12 protein-coding genes are annotated in these 12,963 nt (G+C 46.9%); 4 read left to right on the forward strand and 8 right to left on the reverse strand.

The genetic code is table 11. The annotated features are described in order from the left end of the window. Nucleotides 1–123: 123 nt before the first annotated feature. A complete protein-coding gene (locus tag W234_RS0106540) occupies nt 124–2,325 on the reverse strand; it encodes a PhoX family protein (RefSeq protein WP_025645855.1) in 2,202 nt (733 codons plus the stop codon). A gap of 171 nt (nt 2,326–2,496) precedes the next feature. On the opposite strand from W234_RS0106540, the gene W234_RS0106545 reads away from it, so the two are divergent. Further along, entirely contained in the window at nt 2,497–3,393 is an 897-nt protein-coding gene (locus W234_RS0106545) for a 3-hydroxyacyl-CoA dehydrogenase (protein ID WP_025645857.1), read from the forward strand. 441 nt (nt 3,394–3,834) lie between these two features. Here W234_RS0106545 and W234_RS0106555 read toward each other — a convergent pair whose 3' ends face one another. The 3 genes from W234_RS0106555 to W234_RS0106565 form a co-directional block, all read right to left on the reverse strand. After that, the gene (locus W234_RS0106555; protein ID WP_025645859.1) at nt 3,835–4,236 is read right to left on the reverse strand and encodes an ExbD/TolR family protein; all 402 of its coding nucleotides are present in this window, start codon (nt 4,234–4,236) and stop codon (nt 3,835–3,837) included. 57 nt (nt 4,237–4,293) lie between these two features. After that, on the reverse strand, nt 4,294–4,947 hold the full coding sequence (locus W234_RS0106560) for a MotA/TolQ/ExbB proton channel family protein (protein ID WP_025645861.1): 654 nt from the start codon (nt 4,945–4,947) through the stop codon (nt 4,294–4,296). Nucleotides 4,948–5,049: 102 nt separating this feature from the next. Further along, nucleotides 5,050–6,051 carry an energy transducer TonB gene (locus W234_RS0106565; protein ID WP_025645864.1) on the reverse strand — a complete coding sequence of 334 codons (1,002 nt, stop codon included), beginning with the start codon at nt 6,049–6,051 and terminating at the stop codon, nt 5,050–5,052. A 461-nt stretch (nt 6,052–6,512) separates the two neighbouring features. Here W234_RS0106565 and modA point away from each other — a divergent pair, with 461 nt between their 5' ends. Further along, nucleotides 6,513–7,328, forward strand: a complete 816-nt coding sequence (gene modA, locus W234_RS0106570; RefSeq protein ID WP_025645866.1) for a molybdate ABC transporter substrate-binding protein — start codon at nt 6,513–6,515, stop codon at nt 7,326–7,328. Nucleotides 7,329–7,361: 33 nt separating this feature from the next. Here modA and W234_RS0106575 read toward each other — a convergent pair whose 3' ends face one another. The 4 genes from W234_RS0106575 to W234_RS0106590 all read right to left on the reverse strand — a co-directional run bounded on the left by W234_RS0106575 (nt 7,362) and on the right by W234_RS0106590 (nt 9,875). Further along, the gene (locus tag W234_RS0106575) at nt 7,362–7,841 is read right to left on the reverse strand and encodes a hemerythrin domain-containing protein (protein WP_025645868.1); all 480 of its coding nucleotides are present in this window, start codon (nt 7,839–7,841) and stop codon (nt 7,362–7,364) included. Between the two features lie 68 nt (nt 7,842–7,909). Then, nucleotides 7,910–8,416: an alpha/beta fold hydrolase gene (locus W234_RS0106580; RefSeq protein ID WP_025645870.1), complete on the reverse strand. Its 507-nt coding sequence runs from the start codon at nt 8,414–8,416 to the stop codon at nt 7,910–7,912. 371 nt (nt 8,417–8,787) lie between these two features. Further along, nucleotides 8,788–9,084, reverse strand: coding sequence for an alpha/beta fold hydrolase (locus tag W234_RS0106585; protein ID WP_025645872.1), 297 nt, complete (start codon nt 9,082–9,084; stop codon nt 8,788–8,790). A 2-nt stretch (nt 9,085–9,086) separates the two neighbouring features. Further along, nucleotides 9,087–9,875: a class II aldolase/adducin family protein gene (locus W234_RS0106590; RefSeq protein WP_025645874.1), complete on the reverse strand. Its 789-nt coding sequence runs from the start codon at nt 9,873–9,875 to the stop codon at nt 9,087–9,089. 344 nt (nt 9,876–10,219) lie between these two features. Here W234_RS0106590 and W234_RS0106595 point away from each other — a divergent pair, with 344 nt between their 5' ends. Next, nucleotides 10,220–11,161 (forward strand): acyltransferase, encoded by a 942-nt coding sequence (locus tag W234_RS0106595; protein ID WP_025645876.1) that lies wholly within the window; start codon nt 10,220–10,222, stop codon nt 11,159–11,161. 135 nt (nt 11,162–11,296) lie between these two features. Continuing rightward, the gene (locus tag W234_RS0106600; RefSeq protein ID WP_025645878.1) at nt 11,297–12,925 is read left to right on the forward strand and encodes a long-chain-fatty-acid--CoA ligase; all 1,629 of its coding nucleotides are present in this window, start codon (nt 11,297–11,299) and stop codon (nt 12,923–12,925) included. Nucleotides 12,926–12,963: the final 38 nt, after the last annotated feature.

Here is a 12,963-nt window from a genome sequence, read left to right on the forward strand (position 1 = left end):
TTCACGCTTGCGGTTTTAGCTAACATCACTATCCGTATTTGTAATCACCGTGCCGCCGCTTTACCATCGCAGCCGTTCACTATTTCAGCCATTTCACTATCGTAGCCGAGTCATCCAAGCGCTCTAAGTAAATGATTCTGCCAATATGACATCGCCATCTTCGCGAGTAATCATCACGGTGGCCGAGCGCGGCGTACTACCTCCAGCCACCGCGCCCCATGTGTTGCCAGGATGCTGAATGTTGATAAATAACGTTTTAAAATCTGGCGTCATGGTGATGCCTGTCACCTCACAGCCTTCAGGACCGACAAAAAAACGTTTGATATTGTCATCACGGGCGGGCATTCCGACGCGGGTTTGCTGGCCTGCAGATGTGGTGATCAGCGTACCATCGCTGACCTGACCAGGCAACGCGGCCAATAGCATACAACTGCTGGTATCGGTATACGCGCCATCATCGGTCTGAATCCATAATACCCCGCGCGGATCAAAGTACAGGCCATCAGGCGATGACAAGTCATTGTTTTTGTTTAATTGCGATAAGTTCTCTGCCGTAAGCTCACTGGGCGCGGCAAACAAGTATATATCCCACTCAAAGCGTGTCGCCGCATGGTCACCGCCTGCTTCGGCCCAGCGAATGATATGACCATTATCATTTCCGCGGGATTTGCCGCGCGCTTCGTAGCTGCGCGGGTTGGCTGCTAAGAGAGGCTGATCCTCACGCTCGCCGCGATATTTGTTGTTGGTCAAGGTCACATACACCTCACCTGTCATGGGACTCACCGACACCCACTCTGGTCGATCCATCTTGGTCGCACCCAAGGCATCGGCGGCAGCGCGCGCAAAGACCAACACCTCATCTTGCCCAGCAAAGGGCAGCTCAGCATTGCTCGCATCAAGTCCATTTTGTCCATGGACCAGTGGCCGCCACTCGCCGCGACCATCTTCGTGAAACACCGCCACATACAGCGTGCCTTCATTTAGGTATTTGTCGCCAGCTTTGAGGCCGCCGCCGATATCTGCATTGGACCATCGTGCCTTTGAGACAAACTTATAAATATACTCGCCGCGCGCATCATCCCCCATATAAAACACCACAGGTTTACCTGACTCGACGGGCGCATACGCACAGTTTTCGTGTGCAAAACGACCGAGTGCCGTGCGTTTTTGCGGTGCTGAGTGCCGATCAAAAGGATCGATTTCGGTGATGTAGCCAAAGGTATTAAAGCCATTGCGATAATCCTCAGTAGCATCAGCGCCTGTCGCGGTCATATCCCAGCGGACAAACTCATCAGCTATGATTTCATCTTTGGCATAAGGCGTATGCCACAGATACTCCCAGCCAGAGAAGTTTTCGCTGGCCCCATAGCGCTCACGCCCGTAGTTATGACCTGCGCTTAGCTGCTCGGCGTCTTGACCACGCGCAAATACGCCCAAGAAATTTTCTTCTGTCGTCAGATAGGTACCCCACGGCGACAGTCCTGCGCCGCAGTTGTTGTTGATGCCGCGCGTCTGCAACCCTGTTGGATCAAACTTTGTCTTGACCAAATCAGAGCCTGCCACAGGGCCTGTCAGCTGGGCGGGCGTACTGCTGGTGATACGGCGATTGTATTTTGAATCCTTGACCATCTCATAACCCATCCCATCGGCACGGCGCGTCATCTCAACGACAGCGACCCCGTGGCAGTTGACCTCGCGGCGCACATCACTGGCCAGACGACGGTTTTGATAAATGGGTGCCGCATTGTTATCCGAGATGACATGATAACCAAATGGGCTAAGCTCGCTGCTATTGACATACTCATGGTTCATGACCAGCAGGCCGTTTTTAGAGGCTTTGGCATCGTAGGTATTGCCTTTTTTGCCAAAAAACCACATGCCATCATGGTTGTCACCCATACGCCACTCAAACGACTCAGCGGACTGCTCACGGTTGTCCTTCCAGTCGGCGATACCAGACATCAGCGGTGTCCCTAGTGGCAATATCATTTCTGCCTGATAGCCTTCTGCCACACTCATGGTATCAGCTGTCGAATGCGCCACTGCAGTGAATTTTAGGGTGTCGGGACGTTTGAGATTTCCTTGTGCTGGGATGGCGGCTTGGTCATCGTCGCTGGGCAGGCGAGATGGGCTGTCGTCATCGTCGTCACTACAGCCAACCAAAGGCAGCGCCCCAAAAAACGCTGCCGCCGCCAGCCCTGTACCGCCTTTTAAGATATGGCGACGATGCATACGGCGATTGATGATGGTTTGAAATTCGATATTATTGCTCGTGTTTGAGTCTTCTACGGCTTCATGAGCGAGCGGTTTGTTCAATAACGTCATGTTCAGTCACCTTGCTATTTGGCTAGAGTGGCGTAAAGGGTGGGTTGCGGCTTTATCAAATCCACCACAACGATATAAGTTACGCTCAAGTCTACCGAGCATTTATGACAGTACGTTGACAATAGCCACATAATAACTCTAAAATCATAGTCATTATTTCAGGGAGTCATCATGACGTATAAGAATGTAACTGTCGCAGGAAGCGGCGTCCTAGGCTATCAAATCGCCTTTCAAGCTGCATATCATGGTTTTAATGTCATCGTTTATGACATCAGTGACGAGGTGCTAGAGCAAGCTAAGTCAAAGTTTAATTGGATGTGTAAGGCCTTCAGAAAGGATTTAAGAGCGACGCAAGAGCAGTTAGATACGGCGTTTGATAATCTTAGCTATACCTCAGATTTGGCAGAAGCAGTCAAAGACGCTGACTTAATGATTGAAGCCATTCCTGAGATTCCAGAGATTAAAATCGAATTTTATGAAAAACTGGCCAATCTGGCTCCAGAAAAAACAGTATTTGCGACCAATACCTCAACCTTACTGCCGAGCCAATTTGCTGAATCAACAGGACGGCCTGCTCAGTTCCTAGCGCTACATTTTGCCAATAAGATCTGGATGCATAACGTCGCTGAAATCATGGGGCATCCTAGAACCGATCCTAAAGTATTTGATGAGGTAGTCGCGTTTGCGACAAATATCGGTATGGTGCCAATGCCGCTGTATAAAGAGCAACCCGGCTATATTATGAATAGCTTATTAGCGCCGTTTATAGACGCAGGTTTGCAACTACTAGCCAAAGAAGTGGCTGATCCGCATACCATTGATAAGACTTGGATGATAGTGACCGGTGCGCCTGTCGGACCGTTTGGTATCTTAGATACCATAGGGATCAACACCGCTTATAACATCACTAAGATGTCTGCTGAGCGGACTCAAAGCCCTGTGAGGTTTAAGGCGGTTAAGTACCTAAAAGAGCAACTGATTGATCAAAATAAACTAGGCGCGGCAACTGGCGAAGGGTTTTATAGCTATCCAAATCCTGCTTATATGAATCCTGACTTTTTAAAATAGTAGACCGCTTCTTACGCTGAATGTTTGCCCAGTTGAGCGCTGACTAGGCAAACACTTCCTAAAAGATATTGTAGAGATATTAAATACAATAAAAATGAGACTTAGTGTTGTGGTTGAGGACTGAAGTCAGAATCAAGACAGCTCTAAGCTCATTTTAGGGCCAAACGGCTCATAGTGAACACTATCTACGCTGTGATCAAGCATCATAAGACCATCGACCATACTCTCCATAAATTGCGTATTCATGAATGAAAAACGAGTATCTTTATAAGATTTATTTAAAATGAATTTTATAGCGTCATTCGTAAAACGCCAATGCCAATGACTATTGCAATCACTATAAAAAAGAAAACCCTACTAGCTATGTCACTAGTAGGGTGTGGAGTAAAGTACTTGCCAGCTTTATTGTTATTATTATTTTTTAATATAGTCTAAAATGAGCTACTCATTAACGAACGCAATCTTCGTTAGGCCCGCGGTACTGGCAGCGGCTAGTACTTGCGCGACATTGTCATAGCGGCTGTCCTTATCGGCGCGTAGCTGAATAGAAGGGTTATCGCCGCTTACTCCTTGCTGCTGTAAGCGCGACTCAAGCTCTTCCATACTAATCGCCTTATCATCCCAAAACAGGCCTGCATCTTTATCAATACTGATTTGAATGGGATCGGCTGGCGGCTCATTGATCTCAGCACTGGTTTGCGGCAGATTCAGCGGTACGGTTGGATTGAGTACCGTCGCCGTCAGTAAGAAGATAATCATCAATACCAGCATGACATCGATGAGCGGAATGAGGTTCATCTCATTCATACCTTGTGTGTCGTCATCACCTAATTGAAAAGCCATAGTTGTCTCTTATTCTCAGTTGTCTTCTTCTCAGATCTACTATCCTCAGTGCTTGTACTAATGCTGATATTGAGGCTGTGTTTGTTTGTTAGAAGTCGTTGCAGCAACTCGTTCACTAGTCACAGCTCTTGGAGTAGACTCTGTGTTTGGTAGCGCATCACGCGTAGACTGCGCTAGGAGGTCATGGGCGCAATCATTAGCATAATGCATAACTTTGCGGTTGATACGGATAGCTAGGTTATAAAACACCACTGCAGGTATCGCTACGGCAATACCAAGACCGGTCATAATCAAAGCCTCCCCTACTGGCCCTGCAACTTGCGCAAGTCCCGCCTGCCCGGTAGTACCAATGTTATGCAAGGCATGAAAGATCCCCCACACCGTACCAAACAGCCCAATAAACGGGGCAACGGCCGCCGTCGTGCCCAAGATTGGTAATCCGCGCTCACTGGCAAAGCGATAACGACCAATATGTTTGAGCAGCGTCTGCTCAGTGACGAGGCGCTGATCTTTACTATCGGATGCTGCTAGTTCAGCACGGCTTGCCTGAATCTGCTGCGTTAAGTCGTCAGCAACCGTCGCTGCTAATTTGCGGCTTTGAATAACACGGATGATACCTGTCACCCAAGAGAGTATCGACAATGCTAACAGCAAGAAAAACAGAGTTCTTGTCACCATATCGCTGTATTGCCAGTAGATTGCAAAGTCCATTGTAGACTCCTTATTTTTGGTTGCCCAAACTAAATAGTGGTTAGTATTTATCAGCTCTTAACTGTGATGAAAGCGCTTTTTTAGGGAATACGACGATAGCCCCTAAGATCTAACAGCAATAGACAAATTCACAATACCAGTAACCGGTACGCCATTTTGTATAAATGGGTTTAATTTACTACGTCCAAGTCGACGTTTGGCATCTCGAATTATCCGGCGGTCATTTGAACCCGTAACTGTGATATTGCTGATATTACCTTGCTTGTCGACTCTAAACCTTAGGTTTAAGGTGAGTGCCTCATGAGTTAAACCCTCAAAATTAGGCTCTCTCGCCCATGATGCATCACTACCGCTAAAACTTACGGGCTCACTATTTGCCGCTGCAGCTTCAGCTTTTGCTTGAGCCGCTTTCTGCGCTGCACGTGCACGTTCTGCAGCGGCTTCCCTAGCCTTTTCCGCTTGCGCTAAACGCTCATTTTCAGCTTGCTGTCTAGCCAATGCTTGTTGTCTGGCTATTTCTTGCTGTTTTGCCAATTCTTGTGCGTTTATTCGTTCTTGTTCTTGCTTTCTGGCGTTTTCTTGGGCTTGTCGCTCTGCTTGTTTTTGCGCGTTTATTATCGCCTGCTGCTGTTTTTCTGCTAGCGCTTGCTCTGCTGCTTTTTTGGCTTGTACTTCTTGCTGGGTTTGCTGCGTCTTAACTGGTGGTTTAGGTTCAGGCTTAGGCTTTATGTCGGGTTTGGTTTTAGGCTCAGGCTTAGCTTTAGGTTTTGGTTCAACTTTAGGCTCAGGTTTAACCTGCGGTTCAGGTTTAGATTGCGGTTCAGGTTCAGGTTTAGGTTGCGGCGCTACAGTAGCTACCGGCTTAGGCTTTGACTCAATGACTGGTTCCGGTGTTGGCTGAACTTCTACAACTTCAGGCTTTTTGATAATCGGTGTAATCATTTCGATTTCTAAGGGCGACACCTCGTTAGGCTCAGCGATAGTCACATCTGGTGTTTTGACATTCGCAAGTGCCCAACCTGTGATAGCGTGCAGCGCGATGACAGCGATAAATGTCCCGGTATAAAGGCTTGGAAAACTTTTTTTATTCGTTCTTTCAGTCATAACGATCTATCAAATTGTATTTGAGTGATTCATCTTATACGTTATAAGTCATTTGAGACTTATGGATATTGATGACATTAAGATGAGAGTTTTGCGAGCAATCAGTGCAACACAGGCCATCGGGCTGCTACGTCAGCAGCGCCTTTTAATATCATATTTATATGTTCAGTTATAAATGCAACGTCACTAAAGCTGTATTATAAATGATAATAATTATTATTACCATAATCAATTCGGTGTTAATTTGGTGTTATGGCAAATTCACTAAAAAATAAATCTAGTGCTACTAATAGTCCTACTAAGGTGACTAATATAGCAAGCCATGACTCTCAATATAAATCGACGACACTTAACAATAGCTAATGAGCGAGCGTACTTATCTTTACACGGTGAAATAGCGTTTTCAAAACTGACGGCTCTTAGGTACACTGACGGTTGGACAATTAAAAATTAGAGTGGTAATGAAAGCAATAATAATAACCGTAAGCTGTCTAGCAGTTACGCTGACAGCGTGCGCTAAAGACAGTGTTACAGAGAATACTGAATCGTCTCAAACGCTACGTATCGCTGCTGCTGCCAACTTATCGGACGTCTTGCCGAAAGTCGTCGAAGGCTATAAAACCGATAATAATCAACCGAACCAAGAAATTGAGATCACTTACGCCTCATCAGGTAAGCTATATGCGCAAATCACCTCAGGCGCGCCATACGATTTATTTTTATCTGCGAATCAGGCGTTTCCGGCCAAGCTTGCCGCACAGACACTAACGACTGATCAGGCGAACAGTCAAAAAGACGCTCAGCCCTTCACTTATACTCAAGGTCAACTGGCGCTGTATAGCGTTATTCATCCGCTAAGCGAGCTCAAGCCGGCGGCTTTAAATGCATTATTGATGGCGAAATCTACTAAAGTGACTATTGCCAACCCGCAGCTCGCGCCTTATGGTAATTCCGCCAAAGCTTATCTACAAGCCCAAAATAGTTATGAGACTATGGTAACCCAAAAACGTCTCATACAAGCTGAAAACATCGGCCAAGCTTTTCAATATACGCATACCGGTAGTGTCGATTATGGCTTTGTTGCGCTGGCACAGCTGCTAGCTATCAAAGCAAAGCCTACGCAGTTTGATACCTTAGCACCGAATTCTTATCCGTCGATATTACAAGACGGTATAGTGCTCAGTGAGCGACCTAGCGCTGCTGGATTTTCAGAGTATCTACGCTCTGAGGCTGGGCAACAGTACTTTGCTGATGCCGGCTATCTACCGGTTCAGTAATTAATCTTGCTATCGACTAAGCCAGCAATATTTTTAACGATTTTCATCTGCTCTTTTGACATTATCAGGACTGGCGGCATAAATCGTATCTAACTCTGCTGTTGTCAGGTAGCGCTCAGCAATAGGAAACAAGTCACGCTCTTCAAAACGAATATGGTCGTATAACAAAGTGGCGAGCGCTTTGACTTGGGCGGCGCTGATAGGATGGCTTTGAGAGTTTGCAGAGTCTTGGGCTTGGCTCACGAGAGCCTGCAGAGACTTATGTTGCTCATTGAGCGTGGTAAGCGCGGAAGCGACTTCGGGTTTACTAATACTATAAGGCAATAGCGCCGTCGCGATCAGATGATCTTCAATCGCAAAGTGACTTTGCAAATCATCAATATATGAAGTGAGCTTGTGCCAGTGCTTACTGATATCTTCAGGATTATCAGAGCACTCTTTGGCATGGCGAGAGATGTTGAGACCTAAGTGATGTTGGCGAGATAAAGGCTGTAGTTGCGCGGCGCGTTTCATAGTGAGTCCTTGTCGTGATGTCTTTTTAATAGCCAACCCTCATTGATTGATATTATCTCTTAGTGCTACTAACTCTGATTGAGACTATCTCTAAACTGCAGATAAGCTGTCGTCACCGCCTCAGCATCTTCAAGCTGCGGATAATGACCCAACTGTGTCAGCTCAGTGACATTGACATCATTAGCATTACTGGCATTAGATATTAATTGCCGATAGCGCTGAGCCATGTGCTGGCCTGAGATAGGGTCTTTGCTACCGTTAATAAGCTTGACCGGAACATTACTTTCGATAATGGCTTCAACCCACCTCTCACGGTGCTGCTGACGCTGCGGTATATAGTCAATGAGCTTATGCATCACCGCAAGACCGTTATTATGATTGAGCAGCTGCCATAAGCTATCGACAACCTCAGGAGTCGGCGGCGTATTGGGTCCAAAGATGCGCCGTAGATTGTCTGCAAATTTGCGTTTAGTGATAAGCTTGGACACTAATGGCCCTAAAGGCGAGAGTAGTAATTTTTGGATTAACACCGGCTTATGGGTTTCTGGGAACAGACCACCATTTAATAAACACACACTAGCGATACGCTGTTTTGCGCTACCCTCACGCTGTCTGGCGAGCAGCTCTTGCGCTACTGTATCGCCATAGTCGTGAGCTAATATGTGATAGTCCGTGATATTAGGGCGTGTTGAACATTCGACCTTGGCACTGACAGAGACTATTTTTTAGGCGATTTGCAGATAAAAATGGTAAGTTTAGTCGTTCTAAGCGTCTATTTTTATCAATAAAGCGGCAAAAAATAGTCCTGTCCCTATTGTTGTAGTAAGGGCTGATGCTAAAATCGCCCTAGTCGTTGCGAAAATCTAGCCAATGCAATAAGCATTACCTGCAATTTTCACTTAGACTAGAACTATTTTAGCGATCAGCAGTGCGCATTTGTGAATGTTCAACACGCCCTAAGTTTATGCAAATAATACTCAAAAATATCCGCTTGCTCCGTTATCAAGTAGCGCGCGTCTTTAGGCTTGGCCGAAAACCCAAACCCTAGCATATCAAGCGTAATCACATAGTAGCGCTGGGTCAGCGCCTGCCACATGCCCTCCCAGTCCCAGCTGGCGCTCGGATAGCCATGGATGAGCACAAGCGCTGGCACACTTTTATTACCGCCCGTGCGAGTAAAAATTTGCTGCCCATTGATCGACTCAAGCTCTCCTTGTTGTCGCCACTGCGCCAAAGTAATCATAACTACTCCGCAAATGAGGGATCGGTACGGCGTAGTTTGCGGAGTAGTGCTGGCCAAGCGATATCACCACCTGCGCCTCTCGTCACCTCTTTTGAAGCCGCTTGAATACCGGCTAATATCTGCGGCGGTATATGAGTCAGATTACCACCGCCGCTTTGCGCTTTGATTTGCACCTCGCAAGCTCTTTGCATGATATACATAAATAAAAAAGCATCCGCGACCGTGCTGGCGCAAGTAAGCAAGCCATGATTACGTAGAATCATGAAATTCGCGTCGCCTAAGTCTGCGACCAGACGTACTTTTTCATCAGGGTTTAGCGCCACCCCTTCATAGTCATGATAGGCCAGGTTCGATAGCGGAAAGAGCGACTGCTGTGATAAAGGCAGCAAGCCCTCGGTTTGAGCTGACACTGCCACGCCGTCGCTAGTGTGTAAGTGCAGCACACAATGTGCATCGTCACGGGCGTTGTGTACGGCGCTATGAATAGTAAAACCGGCGGGATTGATATCGTACTTCGATGGCGCAACTTTTTCGCCGGCCTGATTGACTTTTACCAAGTTTGAAGCGGTAATCTCTTCAAAAAATAAGCCATAAGGATTAATCAGAAACTCATCTTCTGTATCGGGCACGCGCGCTGAGATATGGGTAAAGACCAAATCATCCCAGCCATACATGGCGATTAATCGGTAGCAAGCGGCCAAATCAACGCGCATCTGCCATTCTGCGGCGCTGACGTTGTCTTTTACAGTCGCAGCTGAGTTATTTAGATCGTTTGTCATGTCATTTTGCATGGTGTCATCCTTTACTGTGTTCGCTCTTTAGAAATAAGCGCTGTTGTCCGTTACTTCATTCTAAACACTTTTATTGGCTTAAAGCTATCCCTAAAAATGAGCAGTCATCATCCTTTGCTGCCTGACATAATATTGCGCTTGGTCAGTTTTAGCGTACTGCCGCCCTTTGTAACCGCCAGTCACGCTAGCCTAACTACGCTCGGCCGAATTTCTGCTAAAATTGTGTCGTAATGTTACCGCCGTAAATAACAGCTACCATAATAGCCAAATCAAAAAATAACGGAATAAAAGCAGTTCAATTAAGATAGCTCAATAAGCAGCAACAACAATAGGAAAGGTTTGCTATGCGACTACACTCACTTTTTCAAAAAATGCATGAACGTACGCCAAAGCTTGGTAAAGCGGTATCATTAGCGACAGCGACAGGGGTTATCGTTGGTAATAGTTTCGCCGGTAGTATTCCTATCTGGCTAATGGGCGCCACCAAAATCATTACCGGAGCTGACATCGCTGACAAAACCGTGATAAAAATCGCCAACTACTGGATTAATAGTAACAATACTTTGATCGATACCATCTTACCCAAAAAGGACTGGCGCATTAGCCTACCTGATGATATCGATGTCCAAGGCAAATATTTACTGGTGAGCAACCATCAATCATGGGTCGATACCAGCATTGTGCAATACATTAGTCGCGATCGTCTGCCTTTGACGCGGTTTTTTACTAAGTTTGAGCTGATATATATCCCTATCGTCGGTCAGACCTTCTACTTTTTAGATTTCCCGATGATGCGTCGCCACTCTAAGCAAGCCGTGACCAAAAACCCAGCACTGGCAGGTAAAGATATCATTGAGGCTAAACGTGCTTGCGCGCTATTAAAAGATAAGCCTTTTACTTTGCTCAACTATTTAGAAGGTACGCGCTTCACCCCAAAAAAGCGTGATACTCAGCAATCACCTTACACGCATTTGCTTAAACCAAGAGCCGGAGGTCTGGCGCTAGCGATCAACGCTTTGGGCGATGAGATCGATGGTATCTTAGATATGACCATCGTCTACCCTGATGGCGTGCCCACTTATGGTGAGCTTTGGCAAGGGAAAATCAAGCGCTTGGGAGTCGATGTCCGGCATATCGAAATCCCTGACGAGCTATTTGCAAGTCTACAAGATGGCGGTTATGAGAACGACTCTGCTACCAAAGAGCAGATGTTTGCGTGGGTTGAGCATCTGTGGCGTCAAAAGGACGAGCGCATCACGTCGATGTTGGCTGAGTTTGAAGAGTAAATAAGCTACATATAATAAAGAACTGCCAATTATCATAAAATATTTTTAGAATGGTGAGAGTGACGTATACTAAGTAAGACGTCATAGCAACGGTACTGACGGATATGTACTACTAACGATGATAAGGATATGCAAATGTTAGGAAAAATGATGCATCAACCGCTACTGATCAGTAGCTTAATTGAGCATGCTGCTCGCTATCATGGCGATACTGCCGTCTACTCAAAAGAAGTCGATGGCACGATGACCCAAAGCGATTGGGCGAGCATCTCAGACAACTCAAAGCGGCTGGCTAATGCCCTACAAACGCTAGGTCTTAAGTCCTCAGATCGCATCGCGACTCTGGCCTGGAACAACCGCCGCCACTTAGAGGCTTGGTACGCCATCTCCGGCAGCGGTATGATCTGCCACACGATCAACCCGCGTCTCTTCCCCGAGCAGCTCGCTTACATCGTTAACGACGCTGACGATCAGGTGCTGTTCTTTGATATCACTTTTTTGCCGCTCATCGCCGCTATCAAAGATCATATCAAAGGCATCAAGCATTTTATCTTGTTGGGCGAGCGCAACGAGGCAGTGCTAGAGCACTTCCCAGATGCGCTATTCTTCGATGAACTCATCAATGAGCAAGAGTCTGAATTCGACTGGCCAGAGCTTGATGAAACCACTGCTAGCTCGCTATGCTACACTTCAGGCACTACGGGTAATCCTAAAGGCATACTCTACTCCCATCGCTCCTCAGTGCTACACGCTATCGCACTGTGTATGCCGGATGTCTCATCGCTATCCGCGCAAGATGTGCTACTGCCCGTCGTACCGATGTTCCATGTCAACGCTTGGGGCACGCCATACGCCGCGGCGATCGTCGGCTGCTCTTTGATCTTGCCAGGACCCAACCTCGATGGTGACAGCCTGGTCTCAGTGATTGATGATTATAAGGTGACCATTGCGCTAGGCGTGCCGACCATTTGGCAGGGCTTATTGAACGCGGCGAAAAAGAATGGTAGCAAACTTGAGAGCATGACGCGGACTATCGTTGGCGGCGCTGCTTGTCCGCCCTCCGTGATCAAGACTTTCCGTGAAGACTTCAACTGTGATGCGATACATGGTTGGGGCATGACCGAGACCAGCCCGCTTGGTACTATGAATCAAATCAAAGCCAAGCACAAATCTTTGAGTAAAGAGGAGATCAACGAGCTGCGCAAATCACAAGGGCGTCCGCCTTATGGCGTTGAGCTGCGCTTGATGGATACTGAAAACCCAGAGCAAAGAGTTGCTGAGGATGGCGAGTCGCAAGGTCGCTTGCAGATTCGCGGACACTGGATCATCGATGACTACTTCACTCATAGACCAGACGCTATCACTGACGATGGCTGGTTTGATACGGGTGATATCGCTACCATCGACGCTGATGGCTATATGAATATTCGTGACCGATCCAAGGATCTGATCAAGTCAGGCGGTGAATGGATATCATCAGTGGAGCTTGAAAACATCGCCGCCGGTCATCCTGAGGTAAAAATGGCCGCCGCTATTGCCGCAAAGCATGAACAGTGGGGTGAGCGTCCGGTATTGATAGTGGTAAAAGAGGATGGCTCAGAGGTAACCGAGGCACAGATATTGGAGTTTTATCAAGACAAAGTCGCCAGTTGGCAAATTCCTGACAAAGTCGTGTTTGTCGATAACATCGTGTTAAATGGCGCAGGCAAGATGGTAAAAACTGACTTGCGCGATGAGCATGGTGATGTGCTGCTAAATTCGTAGGTTAGACTATAGAGTCCGCGTCACAAAAAAGCCTGCTA

This window comes from Psychrobacter sp. TB15 (assembly GCF_000511655.1).
Taxonomy (GTDB): Bacteria; Pseudomonadota; Gammaproteobacteria; order Pseudomonadales; family Moraxellaceae; genus Psychrobacter; species Psychrobacter submarinus.